17 protein-coding genes are annotated in these 19,232 nt (G+C 62.6%); 9 read left to right on the plus strand and 8 right to left on the minus strand.

The window, feature by feature from the left end; all coding sequences use genetic code 11:
- Positions 1–376: 376 nt before the first annotated feature.
- From AC0L2Y_RS25965 to AC0L2Y_RS25980, 4 genes are all read right to left on the minus strand, one after another.
- Positions 377–2,629 (minus strand): transglycosylase domain-containing protein, encoded by a 2,253-nt coding sequence (locus AC0L2Y_RS25965; RefSeq protein ID WP_473560436.1) that lies wholly within the window; start codon positions 2,627–2,629, stop codon positions 377–379.
- Between the two features lie 291 nt (positions 2,630–2,920).
- Positions 2,921–3,172, minus strand: coding sequence for a hypothetical protein (locus tag AC0L2Y_RS25970; RefSeq protein ID WP_352468327.1), 252 nt, complete (start codon positions 3,170–3,172; stop codon positions 2,921–2,923).
- A gap of 43 nt (positions 3,173–3,215) precedes the next feature.
- On the minus strand, positions 3,216–3,836 hold the full coding sequence (locus AC0L2Y_RS25975; protein ID WP_023675237.1) for a ribonuclease D: 621 nt from the start codon (positions 3,834–3,836) through the stop codon (positions 3,216–3,218).
- A 103-nt stretch (positions 3,837–3,939) separates the two neighbouring features.
- Positions 3,940–5,325, minus strand: coding sequence for a M20/M25/M40 family metallo-hydrolase (locus tag AC0L2Y_RS25980; RefSeq protein WP_473560438.1), 1,386 nt, complete (start codon positions 5,323–5,325; stop codon positions 3,940–3,942).
- A gap of 441 nt (positions 5,326–5,766) precedes the next feature.
- Between AC0L2Y_RS25980 and polA the strand changes: the two genes are divergently transcribed.
- Together polA and AC0L2Y_RS25990 are read left to right on the plus strand one after the other, a co-directional pair.
- Positions 5,767–8,715 (plus strand): DNA polymerase I, encoded by a 2,949-nt coding sequence (gene polA / locus AC0L2Y_RS25985; RefSeq protein WP_473560522.1) that lies wholly within the window; start codon positions 5,767–5,769, stop codon positions 8,713–8,715.
- 326 nt (positions 8,716–9,041) lie between these two features.
- Entirely contained in the window at positions 9,042–9,494 is a 453-nt protein-coding gene (locus AC0L2Y_RS25990) for a hypothetical protein (protein WP_473560440.1), read from the plus strand.
- A 141-nt stretch (positions 9,495–9,635) separates the two neighbouring features.
- Here the strand turns inward: AC0L2Y_RS25990 and AC0L2Y_RS25995 are convergent, their stop codons facing one another.
- Positions 9,636–10,040: a Fur family transcriptional regulator gene (locus AC0L2Y_RS25995; RefSeq protein WP_473560442.1), complete on the minus strand. Its 405-nt coding sequence runs from the start codon at positions 10,038–10,040 to the stop codon at positions 9,636–9,638.
- A 211-nt stretch (positions 10,041–10,251) separates the two neighbouring features.
- Here AC0L2Y_RS25995 and AC0L2Y_RS26000 point away from each other — a divergent pair, with 211 nt between their 5' ends.
- From AC0L2Y_RS26000 to AC0L2Y_RS26010, 3 genes are all read left to right on the plus strand, one after another.
- Positions 10,252–12,453 carry a caspase family protein gene (locus tag AC0L2Y_RS26000; RefSeq protein WP_473560443.1) on the plus strand — a complete coding sequence of 734 codons (2,202 nt, stop codon included), beginning with the start codon at positions 10,252–10,254 and terminating at the stop codon, positions 12,451–12,453.
- A gap of 98 nt (positions 12,454–12,551) precedes the next feature.
- On the plus strand, positions 12,552–12,932 hold the full coding sequence (locus AC0L2Y_RS26005; RefSeq protein ID WP_473560445.1) for a hypothetical protein: 381 nt from the start codon (positions 12,552–12,554) through the stop codon (positions 12,930–12,932).
- Positions 12,929–13,633 carry a DUF4760 domain-containing protein gene (locus AC0L2Y_RS26010; RefSeq protein WP_473560447.1) on the plus strand — a complete coding sequence of 235 codons (705 nt, stop codon included), beginning with the start codon at positions 12,929–12,931 and terminating at the stop codon, positions 13,631–13,633. The genes AC0L2Y_RS26005 and AC0L2Y_RS26010 overlap by 4 nt, the downstream gene beginning before the upstream one ends.
- Before the next feature lie 84 nt (positions 13,634–13,717).
- Here the strand turns inward: AC0L2Y_RS26010 and AC0L2Y_RS26015 are convergent, their stop codons facing one another.
- Positions 13,718–14,800, minus strand: a complete 1,083-nt coding sequence (locus AC0L2Y_RS26015) for a trypsin-like serine peptidase (RefSeq protein WP_473560448.1) — start codon at positions 14,798–14,800, stop codon at positions 13,718–13,720.
- Between the two features lie 392 nt (positions 14,801–15,192).
- Here AC0L2Y_RS26015 and AC0L2Y_RS26020 point away from each other — a divergent pair, with 392 nt between their 5' ends.
- The 3 genes from AC0L2Y_RS26020 to AC0L2Y_RS26030 all read left to right on the plus strand — a co-directional run bounded on the left by AC0L2Y_RS26020 (position 15,193) and on the right by AC0L2Y_RS26030 (position 17,014).
- Positions 15,193–16,284 carry a S1 family serine peptidase gene (locus tag AC0L2Y_RS26020; protein ID WP_473560449.1) on the plus strand — a complete coding sequence of 364 codons (1,092 nt, stop codon included), beginning with the start codon at positions 15,193–15,195 and terminating at the stop codon, positions 16,282–16,284.
- Positions 16,285–16,385: 101 nt separating this feature from the next.
- Positions 16,386–16,652 (plus strand): type II toxin-antitoxin system ParD family antitoxin, encoded by a 267-nt coding sequence (locus AC0L2Y_RS26025; RefSeq protein ID WP_473560452.1) that lies wholly within the window; start codon positions 16,386–16,388, stop codon positions 16,650–16,652.
- Positions 16,653–16,714: 62 nt separating this feature from the next.
- Positions 16,715–17,014, plus strand: coding sequence for a hypothetical protein (locus AC0L2Y_RS26030; RefSeq protein ID WP_473560524.1), 300 nt, complete (start codon positions 16,715–16,717; stop codon positions 17,012–17,014).
- A gap of 198 nt (positions 17,015–17,212) precedes the next feature.
- Here the strand turns inward: AC0L2Y_RS26030 and AC0L2Y_RS26035 are convergent, their stop codons facing one another.
- Positions 17,213–17,563: a hypothetical protein gene (locus tag AC0L2Y_RS26035; protein WP_473560454.1), complete on the minus strand. Its 351-nt coding sequence runs from the start codon at positions 17,561–17,563 to the stop codon at positions 17,213–17,215.
- Positions 17,564–17,752: 189 nt separating this feature from the next.
- Between AC0L2Y_RS26035 and AC0L2Y_RS26040 the strand changes: the two genes are divergently transcribed.
- Positions 17,753–18,082: a DUF2934 domain-containing protein gene (locus tag AC0L2Y_RS26040; RefSeq protein WP_473560455.1), complete on the plus strand. Its 330-nt coding sequence runs from the start codon at positions 17,753–17,755 to the stop codon at positions 18,080–18,082.
- An 82-nt stretch (positions 18,083–18,164) separates the two neighbouring features.
- Here AC0L2Y_RS26040 and mgrA read toward each other — a convergent pair whose 3' ends face one another.
- A complete protein-coding gene (gene mgrA, locus AC0L2Y_RS26045; RefSeq protein WP_473560456.1) occupies positions 18,165–19,211 on the minus strand; it encodes an L-glyceraldehyde 3-phosphate reductase in 1,047 nt (348 codons plus the stop codon).
- Positions 19,212–19,232 lie beyond the last annotated feature (21 nt).

Genomic DNA, 19,232 nt, shown 5'->3' on the forward strand with positions numbered 1-19,232 from the left:
GCGCATGCTGAGGTTTGAGAGGAACATGAGTACCGCCAAAACCCCCAGGACACTTAGAAATACGGTACGGGACCTCCGGAACACGCGCCCACTGAGCCAAGCCAGACCATACGGGATGGCAAGACTGGCAATGAAGGCGCCGGTCATTCCACCTATTCTCTCATCAAGAAGGTATGCCGGCTCAGATCTGAGATTAGGTATCTGTCGGAACAAAATGGCACTTGCTGTTATGGCGATCAGCAACGCCCATTGTTCAAAGCTCAGACGGTTGAACCTACGAACAGCTTCCATCGTTCGCCTTACCCGGCAATAGTCGACCAACTGATCAACTATAGGCCGAGTTTGTCAATCCCGATCAGTCTGATGGCTTTGACGTTCAGCCGCCTGTCAGAATATCCAGGATCGAGGTCTGCCGCTTCTTGACCGGGCCGCCGACTTCGCCGGGCGGCACCGGATGCTTGATCGATCCGGTGGCGCTGTCGACGCCCGGCATGGCCAGGCCGCCGGCATCGACCGTCTCGGCAGGACGCGCGGGACGCGAAGCCGACTGGGTGGCTGCTGCGGGCGGCGTCGATTGGCCAACGGAAGCGACCGGCGCAGGCGGTGCCGTGTCGGACGGTATGTCGTCCGGGACGACGGTGTCGGGCGGCGTCGATTTCCAGGTTCCGGGCAGCGGCCGCACCGGCACGCCCTCATGGGCGGCGACCATGAACTCGTGCCAGGCCTGCGCCGGCAGTGCGCCGCCGGTGACCTTCTTCATCGCGCTGCCGTCATCGTTGCCGAACCAGACGCCGGTGGTCAGGTTGGCTGTATAGCCGATGAACCAGGCATCGCGCGAGTTCTGGCTGGTGCCGGTCTTGCCGGCCGCCGGCCAGGCGAACGCCGCCTTCCTGGCCGTGCCGATCTCGACCGTGCCGGTCATCATCGAGTTCATCATGCCGACGATGTCGGCCTTGACGACGCGCGGCGCACCGCCGCCATTGTTTTCGTAGAGCACCTTGCCGTCGCTCGTCGTGATGCGGCGGATGAAATGGATATCCGGCTTATAACCGCCATTGGCGAAGGGAACATAGGCCGACGTCAGTTCCAGCGGCGTCACTTCCGAGGTGCCGAGCGCGATCGAGGTGTTGGCCGTCAGCTCGGACTGGATGCCCATGCGGTGCGCCGCCTCGACCACCGCATTCGGTCCGACTTCCATGGTCAGCTGCGCGGCAACCGAATTCAGCGATTTTGCCAGCGCCGTCGCCAGTGTCACCTTGCCAAAATATTTGCCGCCGTAATTGTCGGGCGTCCAGTTGCCGATCTTGATCGGCGCGTCGTTGCGCACGCTGTCGGGCGTACGGCCGGATTCCAGCGCCGCCATATAGACGAACGGCTTGAACGCCGAGCCCGGCTGGCGGCGTGCTTCCGAGGCGCGGTCGAACTGGCTGGTCGAATAATCATAACCGCCGACCATTGCGCGCACCGCGCCGGAATTGTCGATCGACACCAGCGCGCCCTGGCTGACGTTGAGCTTCTTGCCGCTCTGGTCGATCAGCCGGCGGATCGATTGCTCGGCGAGCTTCTGCAGCGTCAGATCGACGGTCGTGTCGACGACGATGTCGCGGCGCACGTCGCCGATCAGGTCGGGCAGTTCTTCCATGATCGTGTCGGCGACATAGTTTTCCGAGCCGGTCCAGTAGGACGGCGAACGCGTCGCCGGCGCGCTCATCGCCGTGGTCATCTCCTTGGCGCTGATCTTGCCTTCGTCGCGCATCGCGGCGAGCACCAGCTGCGAACGCTGTTCGGCCGCCTTCGGGTCGCGCGCCGGCGACAGCCGCGACGGCGCCTTGAGCAGGCCGGCGAGAAGTGCGGCTTCCGACAGCGTGACGTCGCGCGCGCTCTTGCCGAAATAGCGGCGCGAGGCCGCTTCGACGCCATAGGCGCCGGAGCCGAAATAAACCCGGTTGAGGTACATTTCGAGGATCTGGTCCTTCGTATGCTTGTGCTCCAGCCACAGCGCCAAAAGCACTTCCTGCACCTTGCGTTCCAGGGTGCGGTCCGGCGTCAGGAACAGGTTCTTGGCCAATTGCTGGGTCAGCGTCGAACCGCCCTGCGAAAAATGCCCGCCCAGCACATTGGTCGCCATAGCCCGGGAAAGGCCGATCGGATCGATGCCGAAATGCGAATAGAAGCGGCGGTCTTCGATGGCGATGACGGCCTCGGGAATATAGGGCGACATTTCGTGCAGGCCGACGGCCTCGCCGCCGCTCATCCCGCGATTGCCAAGCAGCTGGCCGTCGACCGAGACGATCTTGATGTTGGGGGCTCGGTCGGGAATGGCCCAGGTGGTGGCCGCCGGCATTTTCGCGCCGTAATAGACGACGATGCCGGCAGTGGCGATGCCGCCCCAGATGGCCAGCACGAAGCACCAGTAGAACAGCCGGGCAAGCACGCCGAACGCGCCGCGCCGGCCTTTGCCCCGCCCGCCGCGTGACGGCTTGGCCTTGGACGATTTGCGCTTTGCAGCGGCTTTTCGGTTGCTCGGCACGACGCGGTCCTCCTCGCTCACCGAAAAACCTGCCGAGGATCTCGCCCCCGGCGATGCCTCGAAGCTGGGCTCGATGCGGCTGTCTTTCCGGTTCGCCATGCGCTGTGCTGTCTTCCCGATGCCTATGGCGTTCGGGTTGAAGACTAGATGCGGCGATTTAAGGGCGGGTTAAGTCGGGAAAAATCGAAGTAAACTGTATTCAATCGCTTGCGAAACACGCGCGGCCCGCGACAGTGCCAAAGCCGGAAATGAAAAACCCGCCTCGGCGGGCGGGTCGTTGGAGCCAATGAGCACCATACCGAGATTAGTAGCATAGCTGCCGGCACAAAGCAAGAACAAAATACGCTTCGCCTCAGAATAATCACTTCAGGTCGGCGGTTGCGTCAGCCCTCAGTCGTCCGCGTCCGGATCGTCGGAGGCCGGCCGCCAGCTGATTGGCTCGATCTTCCTTTGCGTATGGCCGTCGGTATAGGCCCACCAGCCGGCGTCGCTTTCGTCCCAGTCGCCGCCGGCCGCCTTCAGCCGGTCGAGCGAGCGGTATTGCGCGATGCTCTCGTTCATCACGCCGTCGCTGTCCTGCCAGTAGACGGTGATCTTGGAACCGTCCTTCGGCGCCGTTTCGATTGGTTTTCGCGCAGCCATTTCAATTCCTCCCGGCCGACGGCGTTAAAGTGCCAGAAGGCCATTAGCTGTGGGCGAAGATATCCTCCTCATCCCAGCCCATCAGGTCGAGTTTCGCACGCGTCGGCAGGAAGCGGAAGCAGGCATCGGCTTCCCTGGTCCGGTTGTCGCGCGCCAGCCGCGCGCTCAGCACGTCGCGCAGCCGGTGCAGGTAGAGCACGTCGGAGGCGGCATATTCGAGCTGCTCGGGCGACAGCGTCTCGGCGGCCCAATCGGACGATTGCTGCGCCTTCGACAGGCCGACGCCGAGAAGCTCGAAGCAGATGTCCTTCAGCCCGTGCCGGTCGGTGTAGGTGCGCGTCAGCCGCGACGCGATCTTGGTGCAGAACACCGGCTCCGGCATGACGCCGAAGGCGTTGTAGAGCACGGCGAGGTCGAAGCGGCCGTAATGGAAGAGCTTGGTGATGCTGCGGTTCTTGAGCAGGCTGACGAGGTTCGGCGCCTTCTTCTGGCCGGGCGCGATCTGGATGACGTCGGCCGAGCCGTCGCCCGGCGAGATCTGCACGACGCAGAGCCGGTCGCGATGCGGGTTCAGCCCCAGCGTCTCGGTATCGATGGCGACCGCCCCGACATCGTAATGCAACAGGCCGGGCAGATCGTTTTTGTGGAAACGTATGTCGCTCATCGTCTTCTCCGGTCGCGGCCCCGTGCAGCGATGCGCGACGGACCTTGCCCGTCCTTGCCGCGATCCGGCGAAAAATCAACAAAAACTTGAGTCTGGCGCAATTTCAGCGTGTCAGGGCCTCGAGAATGCGCGCCCAGGAGCGCTGGCCCTTGTGGAAGGAGCTCATCTCGTACTTCTCGTTCGGCGAGTGGATGCGGTCGTCGTCGAGGCCGAAACCGACCAGCAGCGATTCCATGCCGAGATACGTCTGGAAATCGCCGACCACCGGGATCGAGCCGCCGCTGCCGGTCACCACCGCCGGCTTCGGCCATTCGTCGGACAGCGCCTGATTGGCCTTGGCGAGGAAGGGCGAGTCGTAGGAAAGCTGGATTGCCGGCGAGCCGCCATGCGGGTGGAATTCGACCGAGCAGTCGGCCGGAACGCGCTGCCTGACGAATGCATGGAAGGCGGCGCGGATTTTTTCCGGATCCTGTTTGTGAACGAGGCGGAAGGAGACTTTCGCCGAGGCTTGTGCTGCGATCACCGTCTTGAAGCCCTTGCCGGTATAGCCGCCGATAATGCCGTTGAACTCGGCCGTCGGCCGCGCCCAGGTCAGTTCGAGCACCGAGCGGCCCTTTTCGCCGGACGGGATCGACAGGCCGATCGGGCCGAGGAAGGTCTCAGCGGTCTCGCCGAGCGACAGCCACGACTGCAATATCTGCGACGGCGTCTCCTCGACGCCGTCATAGAAACCCGGAATGGTGACGTGACCGTCCTCGTCGTGGATGTCGGCCAGGATTTTTGCCAGGATGCGGATCGGATTGGCGGCCGCACCGCCATAGAGCCCGGAATGCAGGTCGCGGTCGGCGGCCGTCACCGTGATCTCCTCGCCGACCAGCCCGCGCAGCGACACGCAGATCGACGGCGTATCGCGGTCCCACATGCCGGTGTCGCAGACCAGCGCGAAATCTGCCTTGAGCTCGTCAGCATTCGCCTCGAGAAACGGCTTCAGCGACGGCGATCCGGACTCCTCCTCGCCCTCGAACAGGATGGTGATGCGGCACGGCAATCCGCCATGCACCTGCTTCCATGCGCGGCAGGCCTCGACGAAGGTCATCAGCTGGCCCTTGTCGTCGGCCGCGCCGCGGCCGGTGATCACCTTGTGGCCGGGCTCGATCTCCTTGACCGCCGGCGCGAACGGGTCGCTTTCCCATAGTTCGATCGGATCGACCGGCTGGACGTCGTAATGGCCGTAAAACAACAGATGCGGCGCGCCCGCCGGCCCATCGTGATGCGCGACCACCATCGGATGTCCCGGCGTGTCGCGCACGCTGGCGTCGAAGCCGATCAGCTTGAGCTCGGCGACCAGCCATTCGGCGGCCTTGCGGCAGTCGGCGGCGTAGTCCGGATCGGTGGAGATCGACTTAATGCCGAGCAGGCCGAACAGGCGTTCCAGGCTCTGGTCGAAGTTCTTGTCGAGGCGGTCGAGAACAGGGGAAACTGCGGACATCTGGGGGCCTTTCGATTCTGGCGGCGAATCTAGAGCCCATGCGGCGAAACGGAAAGCCCGCGACCGTTGGGCCACAGCTTCCTGTCGAAAGGCAAAAAAATGCCGCCGTGGTGGAGGGGAACCACGGCGGCCTTACTCGAAACGATGCGGCAGCCCGGAGAGGGGGGATAGGCTGCCGCAAGTGTCCGGGATAGGCGGGGGACGGGCCTTGCTCCGGACTTCGGCGAAAACTGCCGATGGCGTTTATCTGTGTCTGCGAACGTGGCGATTCAAGGGCACAAAAATTACACTTTTGTAACATAGGCGTGAGCGAACAAAGCTCCGAGCAAGCCGCAATGGGCGGCCAGGCTCGCACGCCATTTGTCAGGGTGTTGCCGGAACCCTTTGCGGAAGCCGCCTTTGGCATGGACCGCGGCGCTGCGCCGCGCTATCCCTCGTGCCATGAAAAAAGGCGATCATCTCTTCCTTGTCGACGGCTCCGGCTACATCTTCCGTGCCTATCACGCGCTCCCGCCACTGTCCCGCAAGTCCGACGGGCTGCCGACCAGTGCCGTGCTCGGCTTCTGCAACATGGTCTGGAAGCTGACGCAGGACGCCCGCAACACCGATGTCGGCATCGTGCCGACGCATTTCGCCGTGATTTTCGATTATTCGTCGAAGACCTTCCGCAACGACCTCTACCCCGAATACAAGGCCAACCGCTCGGCGCCGCCCGAAGACTTGATCCCGCAGTTCGGCCTGATCCGCCAGGCGACCAGGGCCTTCAACCTGCCATGCCTTGAGACTGAAGGTTACGAGGCCGACGATTTGATCGCCACCTATTGCCGGCTTGCCTGCGAAGCCGGCGCCGACACCACCATCATCTCTTCCGACAAGGATCTGATGCAACTGGTCGGCCCAACGGTTGCCATGTACGACCCGATGAAGGACCGCCAGATCGGCGTTCCCGAGGTGATCGAGAAATGGGGCGTGCCGCCGCAGAAAATGATCGACCTGCAGGCGCTGACCGGCGATTCGGTCGACAATGTGCCGGGCGTGCCCGGTATCGGGCCGAAGACGGCGGCGCAATTGCTCGAACAGTTCGGCGACCTCGACACGCTGCTCGCCCGCGCCGGCGAGATCAAGCAGGACAAGCGGCGCGAATCGATCATCGCCAATGCCGACAAGGCGCGCATCTCGCGTGACCTGGTGACGCTGAAGAACGACGTGCCGGTGACCGAGGGGCTTGACGAGTTCGTGTTGCATGCGCCGGACGGCCCCAGGCTGATCGGCTTTCTCAAGACCATGGAATTCTCGACGCTGACCCGCCGCGTCGCCGAAGCGACCGGAACCGACGCGGGCGACGTTCCAGCCACCCCCGTCACGATAGAGCGTGCCGATACCGCGCATGGCCCCGATATGGGTTTTGGCGTGCCAGCTGCCGCCGAGAGCGCACCGCCGTCGGACGAAGCGGCACTCGAAGCCCCGGCCGCAGCCAAGCAAGGCGACACCCCATCGCTGCTTTCGGCGCTTCGCCTGGAGGCTGCCACCGCCCGCAAGATCGACACCAGCGCCTACACCTGCATCCGCGACGCCGCGACGCTGAAGGCCTGGATCGCCGAGGCGATGGAGAGAGGCATCGTCGCCTTCGACGTTAAGGCCTCCTCGCCCGATCCGATGCGGGCCGAACTGATCGGCCTTGCCATGGCCGTCGCGCCCGGCCATGCCGCCTATGTGCCGCTTGCCCATAAGAACGGCAATGGCGACCTGCTCGGCGGCGGCGCGGTCGAAAACCAGATCCCGATCCGCGACGCACTGGCGTTGCTCAAGCCGCTGCTCGAGGACAAATCCGTCCTCAAGATCGTGCACGACATGAAATACCGCCTTGTCGTCATGAGCCGTCACGGCATCGAGATCGGACCCTATGACGACACCATGCTGATCTCCTACGTGCTCGAGGCCGGCACCCACGGTGGCCATGGCCTGGAGGCGCTGGCCGACAAATGGCTCGGCCACGCGCCCATTCCGCTGAAGGAACTGGCCGGTTCGGGAAGAAGCTTCGTCGGCCTCGATCAGGCCGACCTCGGCAAGGCGACGGCTTACGGCGCCGAGCACGCCGACGTCGCGCTCAGGCTCTGGCAGGTGCTGAAGCCACGGCTTGCCGCCAAGGGCTTGGTCTCGGTCTATGAACGGCTGGAACGGCCGCTGGTGCCGGTCCTGGCGCGGATGGAGCAGCGCGGCATCTCGGTCGACCGGCAGATCCTGTCGCGGCTCTCCGGCGAACTGGCGCAGGGTGCAGCGCGGCTCGAGGACGAGATCTACCAGCTGGTCGGCGAACGCATCAACATCGGCTCGCCAAAACAGCTCGGCGACATCCTGTTCGGCAGGATGGGCCTGCCCGGCGGTTCTAAGACCAAGACCGGCCAATGGTCGACGTCGGCGCAGCTTCTCGAAGACCTCGCCGCCGAAGGCCACGAATTGCCGCGCAAGATCGTCGACTGGCGCCAGCTGACCAAGCTGAAATCGACCTATACCGATGCGCTGCCCGGCTTCATCCATCCCGACACCAAACGCGTCCACACCTCCTACGCGCTTGCCGCGACGACGACCGGCCGGCTGTCGTCGTCGGACCCCAATCTGCAGAACATTCCGGTGCGCACTGTCGAGGGCCGAAAGATCAGGACGGCCTTCATCGCCGACAAGGGCAACAAGCTGGTATCCGCCGACTACAGCCAGATCGAATTGCGCGTGCTGGCCCACGTCGCCGAAATCCCGCAGCTCAAGCAGGCCTTCGCCGACGGTGCCGACATCCACGCCATCACCGCGTCTGAAATGTTCAACGTGCCGGTCGAGGGCATGCCATCGGAAGTGCGCCGCCGTGCCAAGGCGATCAATTTCGGCATCATTTACGGCATTTCGGCCTTTGGCCTCGCCAACCAGCTGTCGATCGCGCGCGAGGAAGCCGGCGACTACATCAAGAAATATTTCGAGCGCTTCCCCGGCATCCGCGACTATATCGATGCGACCAAGGCTTATGCCCGCGAACACGGCTTCGTCGAGACCATTTTCGGCCGCCGCATCCACTACCCCGAGATCAGATCGTCAAATCCCTCGGTCCGCGCCTTCAACGAGCGCGCCTCGATCAACGCACGCCTGCAGGGCACCGCCGCCGACATCATCCGCCGCGCCATGATCCGCATGGACGAGGCGCTGGAAAAGGCCAGGCTTTCTGCCCGCATGCTGCTGCAGGTGCATGACGAGCTGGTTTTCGAGACGGTCGAAGCCGAGGTCGAGGCGACGATCCCGGTCGTGTGCCACGTCATGGAGAACGCCGCCATGCCCGCGGTATCGATGTCGGTGCCGCTGCACGTCGACGCCCGCGCCGCCAACAACTGGGAAGAAGCGCATTAGGCGGGGACGCTGAGCCATATTTCGGTTCAAGGTTCACGAGCAGCAGCGGTATGCTATAATGCCCGCATGATCACCAAGGCACTTGAGAATCTGGTAAGGCACGCGGAAGCTTGGCCTCGCGAAGACCAGGAGGAGCTTGCCGACTATGCCCGCCTCATCGAGGCGCGGCAGACCGGCGTGTATGCGACGTCGGAATCAGAGCGCAGCGCGGTCACAGCGGGGCTAGCAGAGGCCGATCGCGGCACTTTCGTAGATGAGGATACCGTTCGCGCGTCCGACACTCGCCGCGGGCTATGAAGGTCCCGATTTACGAGAATGGTTCATGCATGAATTGGGAACAGATAGCATCGGATTTCGCTTGGGACGGCTCATGGCGAGACATCTACATTCTGAACACGTCTGAGGCAGATTGGCAGGGCGTCTGGAACATCCTCCTCGAATGGACCCCGCCTCCTGATTTCAGTGTCTCCGGCAAGATCGAGTCGATGCCATTGGGCGTCGAAGCGGCCCTGGAAAGCGAAACAGGCAGCTTACTGTCTTTTTACGTCGGGCCAATTCAGCTTGCATGTCACTTCTTCAGCGCTGACGAAATTGAGTTCGACTTCGATCCAAGGCAAGTCACTGGAAAAACCGAGGTTGAGCACCTTGACCGCTTTATGCGATTGCTCGGTGACGCTACTGGGAAGCAGATAATTCTCACGCAGGAAAATGATCAAGAGGCTATCATCGCCCGCTACTCTCCCGATCTTGACAAGGTAGTTTGGACTGCACTTTCATAGCCGAATGTCTGCAACAGGTCATTTGTTGACTGGCGGCTTCCGCCTCATGGAGGCTATCGCCAAAGCATAAGAACCATCGTGAGCCCACCCGCGAGGCGGGAATACTGCCCCGCCGCCTTCGAAGTGTTGCCTTCGGGTTTGCTAAGCCGCTTCGGCCAAACACTTCGCACATGTCCCACGAAACTCGATCACCGCCTTCTTGGCGGCGAAGCCAGTCGAACGCACCCATTCGTCGAGCCGGTGTCCGACATCGTGGTCGGAGAACTCGGTTACCTGGCCGCAGGTGTCGCAGATGGCAAACGCCGTCATCGAATGGCTGTGGTCGTGCGGCTCGGCACAGGCGACGAAGGAATTGAGGCTTTCGAGCCTGTGCACGAAGCCGGACTTCACCAGCGTGTCTAGCGCCCGGTAGACCTGCAGCGGCGCGCGAAAACCGCGCTCGCGCAATTGGTCGAGCAACGTATAGGCGCTGAGCGGGGCGCTGGCGGCCTCGAGTTTCTCGAGAACGCAAAGCTGGTTCTTCGTCAGTACATCCCTTGCCGCCATGATCCTGTTCCAAGCCGCTCCATGCCGATCAATGCCAGTTCGCATGCAATCGGACCTTTTCCATTGAGATAGCGACGAACTGCCATTTTTGCTACTGTTTCTATTCGCAGCCGGTGGTCGGCTGGCCGGCGGCGCCATATTCAAAATACTGACAAAATCGTCGGCCAGGCTGGCCGTGCTTGGAAATTCGATCGGGCTTGGGGAAGCAATCATGATCAAAGTGACGCGGCGGACGCTGCTTGCCGGCACGTCCGCGCTGGCCGCTGCCGGCCTGGTGCCGTTTCGGGCATTCGCAGCGGCGCGCACCTACCATGCGCTGCTTGTTGCCTGCACCGATTACCCGAACCTGCCGAAGAAAAACTGGCTGATCGGACCGAAGAACGATGCCGGCTTGGTGCGCGACTACCTCCTGAAGAACACGCCCGCGCCGGTGAAGTTTTCAGCCGAAAACGTCACGCTGCTCGCCAAGGATGTCGAAGGCGCCAACGGACCGCCGACACATGCGGCGATCAAGGCGGCGTTGGCCGACCTTGCCGCCAAGGTCCAGCGCGACGATTTCGTCTACCTGCATCTGTCCGGTCATGGCGCGCAACAGCCGGCGGCGAACAAGGGCGACGAGACCGACGGCCTCGACGAGATTTTCTTGCCGTCCGACATCGACAAATGGGTGAACCGCGAACAGGGCGTGCCCAATGCGCTGGTCGACAACGAGATCGGCACCGCGCTCGACGCCATTCGCGACAAGGGCGCCTTTATCTGGGCCGTGTTCGACTGCTGCCATTCCGGCACGGCGACGCGCGCCGCCGAGGTCGACGACGAGCTGGAACGCAAGGTCGAGTTCGCCGATCTGGTCGGGGGCGACGACGCTGCCAGGGCGGCTGCGGTGAAAGCCTATGACGGGATTGCGTCGGCCGCGCCGCGCGGCTTTGACGAGGACGGGCAGCGCAAGCCGGCTTTCAAGCTGACGCCGACCGGCGCCGAGCCGACCACCAAGGGTAAATTGGTCGCCTTCTACGCGGCGCAGACGGTCGAGACGACGCCCGAGATGCCGCTGCCCAAGGGCACGGCGGATGCGCCGCGTTTCGGGCTGTTCACCTTCACCATCCTGTCGAAACTGGCCGAGAACCCCAACATCACTTACCGCCAGCTCGGCCAGGCGGTGCTGCAGCAATATTCGGCGGACGGCCGCACCCGGCCAACGCCGCTGTTCGAGGGAGAACTCGACGCACGCGTCTTCGGCACCGACAAGACCGACGCGGTCATGCAATGGCCGATCGTCATCGAGAGCGACAAAGCCACGATCGGCGCCGGACTGCTGCATCGCCTCACTCCAGGCAGCAGGCTCGCAATATTGCCGTCGGCGCTGTCGCCGCTGTCCGAGGCGCTTGGCTATCTCCAGGTGCAGTCGGCGAAGAACCTGGAAAGCCGCGTCCAGCCGGTCGAGTTCGGCGGTAAACCGGCGCTCAAGCTGGCCGACATCCCCGCCAATGCCTATGCCCGGCTCGCCGAGCTCGCCGTCGACTACAAGCTCGTGGTCGCGCGGCCGGCGGCGGCCAAAGGCTTGGAGAAGGAGGCCGCGCTGGCCAACTCGGTTCTCGACGATCTGGCGGCCAGGCAGAACTCAGGATTCCACATCGCGCTGGTCGAGCCGGGCAAGAGCGCAGATCTGCGTCTCGCAGTGCTGCGCGAGAACGCCATTGCCGGCGCCACGGAAGATGCCACCGACGCGCCGACGCTGTGGTTCCTGCCGGCTTCGGGCGACATGACGCTCAAGGACGGCAGCAAGCCGCCGATGATCGTCATTCATCCGGATGGCCGCGAAACGTTGATCGACGCCGCGGCAGGGACTCTGACGAAAATCTTCCGCGCCATCGGCCTGTCGAGGCTGGCCGCTGCTTCCGATTATCGGCCGGAAGAAGTCAGTGTCGAGTTCCGGATCAAGCGTTTTGACAGTGACACGCTGCAGCCGATCGAACCGTCGACGGTGCCGCGTGTTTCGCCCGACGATCAGGTGCACGTGCTGGCCAGGAACGGTTCGACCAACCTGGTCGACATCAACGTGCTCTACGTCGGCTCCGACTATTCCATCCAGCATTTTCTCACCGAGCGCCTGACCGAAGGCGCCGTGCTCGAGGAAGGCCTGTTCAAATTCACCGACACCAGCTTCGGCATGGAGCGGATGATCGCCGTCTTGACCGAGGCGCCGCCGCAGAGCGAGAAGCAGGACCTGGGCTTCCTGGCGCAAGAGGGGGTTGTCTCGGTAACGCGCGGACTGGGACAGCCAAGTTTCTCCGATATGCTGGCCGATATCGGCATGGCGCCGGCGACGCGGTCGGCCATGCGGCTCACCGACGACAAGGGGTCGAAGGGCGCCGTGATGATCTTCCCGATGGAGACGGTGCCGCGCGCCTGAGGCGGGATCAGGCGGCCGGGCCTCTTGCCTGATCGGCTGATAATGAACATTCTTCGACCGCCGCTGTCGGCGGCCGAACGGAACGGATGAGGGCGTTCGTGAACGGGATCGTATTTTCGTGGCGCGCAACAATCGCCGGCCTTGCCGCCGGGCTGTTGCTGGCCGGCAATGCCTCGGCCGACGAGGCCTGCGGCCTCTGCGCCAAGGAGGTCGTCATCAACTCCGAACTGGCGAGTTGCTTTCTCGACCAGTACGACCAGATCGCCAAAACCGGCAACACCGCCGTCGTCGTCGATCTCAGCAGCTGTACCTCACGCGGCGTGGTCGAAGCGTTGCCGTCGCCAGGCAAGGCGCAGGTGGCGCCTGACGTGCAGTTCATCGTTTCGCGCACGCAGCTGGATTGCCTGAAGAAGAAGCTGGAGACGCCGGGCATCGTGCTCGACCCGTCCGCCACCATAGAACTGGACAGCTGCGGATGACGAAAGCAGGGGGCAGCGCAACGCAGCAGGCAGTGTCAGCGCCGACATTGGAAAAGAAGCCGGTGTCCCTGCCGGAAACTGTCGAAGGCCTGCCGTGGGTGAGCAATCACGAGGTCAAGAAGGAGGCGAACCCGTTCACCGATCGCGACTGGCGCATGCTCGTCTATGCCTGGTCCGGATTGCTGGTACGCCTGGCGATCATTTTCACCTTGATCTTTTCGGTCTACCAGTTCCTGGCAAACCAGGAGCAGAAGCGCGTCGAACAGACGATGTCGCTGGTCGAGCTCTGGGAAAGCAAGGATTACCAGCAGGCACAACGGGCCCTCAAGCAACGCCTGGCGGCGCTCAACGCCAAATACGGCAATCTGCTCAGTGCCAATCCGACGCCAACCGAGGAACAGGTGTTCAGACAGCGCATCGGCATCGAAGCGATGAGCGCTACTGGCGGCGACATGCCGCTTGCCGAGTTCAGCGATAATTTCGACCGCATCGTCTATTTTCTCAACCGCCTTTCCTTCTGCGTCGAAGGCAGGCTGTGCTCGCGCGAGGTCGCCGACTCCTATTTCCGCGACTACGCCGCTTCGTTCTGGAGCTATTTTGCCGGCTATATCGACAAGGAGCGCAAGGCCGGCTCGCCGACCTTCGCCCTGCCGATCGAGAACTATGTGCGCCAGGCGCCAGCCTCGGCCCAGTCCAGATAGTCCCCCAAAATGCGAAAGCCGGCGAGGGAAATGCTCCGCCGCCGGCTAATTCTCCGCGATGATCGCGGCGGGAACTCTGCAGGCCTATTTGTACAGGCTGTTGATCCACTGGACGTTGATGGCGTTCAGGCGCACGGCGGTATTGGCATCCGGGCTCTCGGCCACGTTCACGCCGGTGATGACGCGCTGCTTGGAGCCATTGTCATAGGCATAGACCGAGCTGCCGCTCGATCCTGGATATGTGTCGCAGTCGTACTGGAAATACTCGGTGGCGATGTTTTCGGCATGCACTTCGCAGGTCGCCTTCCACATCGTGCCCATCGGCTTGTCGCCGGGATAGCCGATGATGTTGGCGGTAAAATCGCCGAGATCCACATAGTTGGCATAGCCCAGCCAGCCGAGATTGGTGCCGACATCCTGTTTCAGGGTGACGATGCCGAGATCCCACGGCACGACCGAGCCGTAAAAGCCCTGGTAATTGTCGATGAAACCCTGGATGACATAGGCGCTTTCATAGGTGAAGGCGCCGAACGGTGCGTCGTCGGCGGTTTTGCCATTGAGGGCCGGCACGAACAGGATATCGTCGAGCCAGGCCTTGTCTTCGTGGCTGTAGAGGCAGTGCGCCGCGGTGAGCACCGTGCGCGGGCCGATCAGTGTCGCCGAGCAGCTGCCATAGCTGCCGCTCTTCGATTTGCCTTCGAGGTAGCCGATCGCGGTGAACGGGTAGGTCTTGGTATTTGTGATCTGCTCGCGGTCGTCCGTGCCGAACACCTGGCGGCCGGCCTCTTCGCCTCCGTTCAGCCCGGAATTATCGGACTTCTGCCCGTCGGCGGGCGCGTTCATTTCCTTGATGACAAGGTCCTTCAGCGTCTCGTTCGGGTCGATCTTGATGTCCTTGCCGTCGGCGGAGCGGCCGACGATGCCATAGGATTTGACGGCCGTTGCTTCGTCGGTGAGCGGCGCGGCGCGATTGGCCTCGTCGTCGGTCAATTTCGGCGGGGCGATCGGTTTCGCCCGGCCAGGCTTGTAATCGCCCGATGTTACGTCCCGCATGCTTTCGCCGTTGCCGGCATTGGCGGAACCTGGATCGGCTGCCAAGGCAGGAACCGCCCACATTGCGGTGGAAAGCAACGCGGACGCAATAATGCTATGTGTCAGTTTTGTCATGGTGAGACTCTCCCAAAAGTCAGCAAGGACTGGATCAAGATAGAGAAATATTGTCGAGATCGTGGTGGCGCAGAAAAATGAAATTGGTTACCGGTGCCTTTACCGGGCCATTATTCAGTGCAGCCAGTTTAGGTCCCCGCCAAAAATGCCTGCAACGGTATACTGCCTAAAATAATCCAACATTGGCAACGACAAATTGCTTCCACATAGCCCGTGGGGGGCTATAGGATTTTGGGCGGGTTTGGCTCGACAGCACGACTGGCAGAAATGGTGCTCGGCTTTGTGACGGATCGTGCTTCGCCGTGGAGCATGATCTCACCGGCCGGTTCCATTTCAGTGGATCATGCGTCGGCGACTGACCTGTCGGGAACATCGTCTCAGGGGGGTTCGAGGTGAAGATCATCCATAGGTTCAGACCGATTGCCGCCGCGCTGCTCGGCATCGCGGCGGCCGTGCCGGCCGTCAATTCCGTTCATGCTACGGACGCCGCCGCCCGGCCGGAGGCGGCGATCTCGCCGATGAAACGCGTGGCCGAGGCCAGGGCCAAGGCCAGGGCGGAGAATCCCGACGGCGCCGATCGCGTCTACGGCGGCAAAGAGGCCGAGAAGGGCGCTTACCCGTTCCAGGTGGCATTGCTGACCACCGGCAAACTGGACAAAAGCCCGGCCTCGCAGGCGAATGCGCAGTTCTGCGGCGGCAGCCTGATCGCGTCGCAATGGGTGCTGACGGCGGCGCACTGCCTCAATGACGACGGCGAGCCGATTTCGCCTGATGTGGTCACCGTGCTCACCGACGCCACCGATCTGAGCGAGGGCAAGCGCTACAAGGCGGTGGAGATCATCGTCAACGAGGGCTATAGCGAGCAGACGCTGGACAACGATCTCGGCCTGATCCGGCTGGCCGAGCCGGCCGATGCCCCGACCATCAAAATTGCCCGTGAGCCGACCCCCGACGCCGGCAAGACGACGGTCACCGGCTGGGGCAAGATGCAGGACGGAACATTTCCCACCGCGCTGATGGTCGCCGACCTGGACCTCCAGCCGAACGCAACCTGCAACAGCGGCATCAAGGCGATTTATGCACATGATTTGAAAGCAGCGCTCGGCGAGCTCGCCCGCCGCATGCGTTATTCGGAACGGGGCATCGAGGCGGCCGCCAACGCGATTGCTGCTGACATGGCCGATCCGTTGACCGGCAACATGATCTGCGCCGGCACGGCCAGCGGCGAGCGCGACGCCTGCAATGGCGACAGCGGCGGACCGCTGTTCATGACCGGCGCCGATGGTCCGGTGCAGGTCGGCGTCGTCAGCTGGGGCGAAGGTCCGGCCGACGGCGGCACCGCCTGCGGCCACAAGAACGCCTACGGCATCTACACGCGGCTGGCCAATTACACCGGCTGGATCGAGGAGAAGATGAATACCGCAGCGCCCGTACCCGCAGCACCCAAAGCCCTCGGCACGGCCCAGAAGCCGGCCACGCCTTAGCAAGTTAAGTTATCGTCGTTCCCCAATTCGGAAATCGTTGCATTGACAAAGTTTGCCAAACTATCATTTATCGAGTGAGGCCCTGAGATAGAGGAAACGACATGGCAACGATGAACGTAAGCCTTCCGGGCGATATGATCGAATTCGTGGAGCATGAAGTCTCTCAAGGCGGATACGGTTCCTCGAGCGAAGTGGTCAGAGAAGCGCTGCGCTTGCTGCGGCACGAAAAGGCCCAGCAGGCGGAGAAACTCGCCATCCTTCGGCGCGAAATCACTATTGGGGTGGAAGCCGCCAACGCAGGACGCGTCTCGAAGAAAAGCGTCAGTGACATTCTCGATGAGGTGATGCTCGAATCGCCCAGGAGATGAGATACGAGCTTACCGAACCCGCGGAACGCGATATCAGGGACATCTTGCGAAATACGATGCAGATGTTCGGTCCCCGACAAGTCCAGGCCTACGCCCGCATCATCGAGCTTGGTATCCAGCTAATCGCGGAAGATCCGGATCGACCAGGTTCCATCGAGCGCGCCGAACTCGCTGCGGGTGTTCGACTGCTGCACCTCGAGATCGCTGCGGGAAGGCGCGGAGGTGCCGCACATTGCCTTTATTACATGAAGCATCGGCTTTCGGACGATACGATCGGCGTCATTGTCGTTCGAGTGCTTCATGAGCGTATGGAACCACGGCATAGGGTGATCAGAGCTCTCAAGAAGAGCCAAGACAGGTAGCCCGGAGGCACCCGACGGCGACCAACCATCCAGTGGTCCGGGTTCCCGATCGTCCAAAGTGGTCAGGCCAGACGAGCCAGTTGCCAATAAGCGAGGATGGTCGGTCCCATCAGATGATCTTCCACCTTCTGGACTGGAGTAATCCCGCCGTCTTGGTCAAAAACTTTGTCGGCAAACGCAGCGGGTTTTAGATCGGGACTAGAACCAGCGATCGCGGCGCTGGTCCGTGGCGGCCAAGGTGAGGCCGAGTAGCGCCCCTACAGCCGCTCCGAGTATGAATGCCGACGATATTGTGCCGGGATTGTCCTGGACGACCCCGGACACCGTCTGCGCCCTGTTGCGGAGGGCTTGTGCCGTCCGGGAGGCGCGCTCAGCAGCATTGTCATACCAACCGCCGGCGTCTTCGATCGCCTCTTCCGCGCGCTCGGCCAAGGTCCGATTGATCTTGCTGATCTCGCGCTTCAGCTGCGCAACCTGCTTCTCCAGGGCTTCCTGAGCCTCACGTTGAGTCATCTTCGGTGCTGCGGATTCGTTCGGTTCGTCGGCCATGGTAATCTCCTTTGCTCAGGTTCGGCTCAACGGCTGGCCCGCTATCTAGGTTCCTCCGCAAAACGCGTCTGTCCGGTGTTTGTTCGATGAGAGACCGGGTTCTGTCCGGCATGTGTGCGAAATCGGCTTGAACATAGGATCGTTCCGGCGCTCCCCGCGTTGGTGAGAACCCATAAGGGAGGAACCGCCATGGATGACGATCGGCACGAAAAGATTCGGCAGCGAGCCTATGAGATCTGGATGCGCGAGGGCCGTCCGGACGGCGCGCATGAGCGTCATTGGCAGCAGGCGAAGCAAGAGCTTGGCTACGACGAGACGACGGCCGGCCAGGCTGATGACGACGCGGCCGCGCACGGTCCGGCTGGAACGATCGCCAGTTCCGACGTTCTGACGGTCGAGGCACTGGCGATGCGCACCGGGATAACCGGCGATCAGGCGCAAGAGCTGATCGACAGGCTTGGCAACGACAGGGCAACGCTCGAGGAAGCCGCGCGGAACCTCAAGGCAGCCGAAAGTTAGCGTCTGGCCACCGTGTCGAAGACGGCTATAAGTTCCCGCTGCCGCGTCTTTTCGATGAAAACGGACCGCGGACCATCGTCGCCTACTTCCTCGGCGGCCCCTTGCGCTCGGCCGATGCCGCCCAGAGGTTGATGTCCGACTCGCGGGCAAAGGTGTCGATCTCGGCGAGCTCGGCATCGCTGAAGTCGAGCGCCTCAAGCGCGCCGACGCAATCCACGACCTGTTCCGGCCGACTGGCGCCGATCAGCGCTGATGTCACCCTGCCCCGGCGCAGCACCCAGGCCAACGCCATCTGCGCCAGCGTCTGGCCGCGGCGACGGGCGATGACGTTCAGCGCCTCGATATTGGCGATCGACTTGTCATTGATGAATGCCGGGCGCAGCGACTTGCCCTGGCTGGCGCGGCTGCCATCGGGGATGCCGCCGAGATATTTGTCGGTCAGCATGCCTTGCGCCAGCGGCGAGAACACGACCGAGCCGACGCCAAGCCCCTCCAGCGTATCGAGCAGACCATCATCCTCGACCCAGCGGTTGAGCATCGAATAGCTCGGCTGATGGATCACGCAAGGCGTGCCGAGCTGCTTCAAAATATCGGCAGCTTCGCGGGTACGCTGCGAATTATAGGAGGAAATGCCGGCATAGAGCGCCTTGCCCGAGCGCACCGCCTGATCGAGCGCGCCCATCGTCTCTTCCAGCGGGGTCTCGGGGTCGAAGCGGTGCGAATAGAAGATGTCGACATAGTCGAGTCCCATCCGCTTCAGGCTCTGGTCGAGGCTGGCCAGTACATATTTGCGGCCGCCCCATTCGCCGTAAGGTCCTGCCCACATTTCGTAGCCGGCCTTGGTCGAGATGATGAGCTCGTCGCGATAGCCGGCAAAGTCCGTCCGCAGGATCTCGCCGAAAGCCCGCTCCGCCGAGCCGGGCGGCGGGCCGTAATTGTTGGCGAGGTCGAAATGCGTGATGCCGAGATCGAACGCCTTGCGCGTGATCGCCTGCTTGGTTCTATGCGGCGTGTCGTCGCCGAAATTGTGCCACAGCCCGAGCGAGATCGCCGGCAGCTTCAGGCCGGACCGCCCGCAGCGATTGTAGACCATCTTTTCGTAGCGGTTCTCGGCGGGAACATAGGGCATGGGAAATCCTCATATCGAAAC

Source organism: Mesorhizobium sp. WSM4830 (genome assembly GCF_055811495.1).

Excerpts from the sequence above, each read along its gene's own strand:
- AC0L2Y_RS26015 (WP_473560448.1), bottom strand. The coding sequence starts at position 14,800 with ATGACAAAACTGACACATAGCATTATTGCGTCCGCGTTGCTTTCCACC.
- AC0L2Y_RS26040 (WP_473560455.1), top strand. The coding sequence starts at position 17,753 with ATGGATGACGATCGGCACGAAAAGATTCGGCAGCGAGCCTATGAGATC.
- AC0L2Y_RS26000 (WP_473560443.1), top strand. The coding sequence starts at position 10,252 with ATGATCAAAGTGACGCGGCGGACGCTGCTTGCCGGCACGTCCGCGCTG.
- AC0L2Y_RS26025 (WP_473560452.1), top strand. The coding sequence starts at position 16,386 with ATGGCAACGATGAACGTAAGCCTTCCGGGCGATATGATCGAATTCGTG.
- AC0L2Y_RS26030 (WP_473560524.1), top strand. The coding sequence starts at position 16,715 with ATGTTCGGTCCCCGACAAGTCCAGGCCTACGCCCGCATCATCGAGCTT.
- AC0L2Y_RS25975 (WP_023675237.1), bottom strand. The coding sequence starts at position 3,836 with ATGAGCGACATACGTTTCCACAAAAACGATCTGCCCGGCCTGTTGCAT.
- AC0L2Y_RS26010 (WP_473560447.1), top strand. The coding sequence starts at position 12,929 with ATGACGAAAGCAGGGGGCAGCGCAACGCAGCAGGCAGTGTCAGCGCCG.
- mgrA (WP_473560456.1), bottom strand. The coding sequence starts at position 19,211 with ATGCCCTATGTTCCCGCCGAGAACCGCTACGAAAAGATGGTCTACAAT.
- AC0L2Y_RS25970 (WP_352468327.1), bottom strand. The coding sequence starts at position 3,172 with ATGGCTGCGCGAAAACCAATCGAAACGGCGCCGAAGGACGGTTCCAAG.
- AC0L2Y_RS25995 (WP_473560442.1), bottom strand. The coding sequence starts at position 10,040 with ATGGCGGCAAGGGATGTACTGACGAAGAACCAGCTTTGCGTTCTCGAG.
- AC0L2Y_RS26035 (WP_473560454.1), bottom strand. The coding sequence starts at position 17,563 with ATGGCCGACGAACCGAACGAATCCGCAGCACCGAAGATGACTCAACGT.
- AC0L2Y_RS25990 (WP_473560440.1), top strand. The coding sequence starts at position 9,042 with ATGAATTGGGAACAGATAGCATCGGATTTCGCTTGGGACGGCTCATGG.
- AC0L2Y_RS25965 (WP_473560436.1), bottom strand. The coding sequence starts at position 2,629 with ATGGCGAACCGGAAAGACAGCCGCATCGAGCCCAGCTTCGAGGCATCG.
- AC0L2Y_RS25980 (WP_473560438.1), bottom strand. The coding sequence starts at position 5,325 with ATGTCCGCAGTTTCCCCTGTTCTCGACCGCCTCGACAAGAACTTCGAC.
- polA (WP_473560522.1), top strand. The coding sequence starts at position 5,767 with ATGAAAAAAGGCGATCATCTCTTCCTTGTCGACGGCTCCGGCTACATC.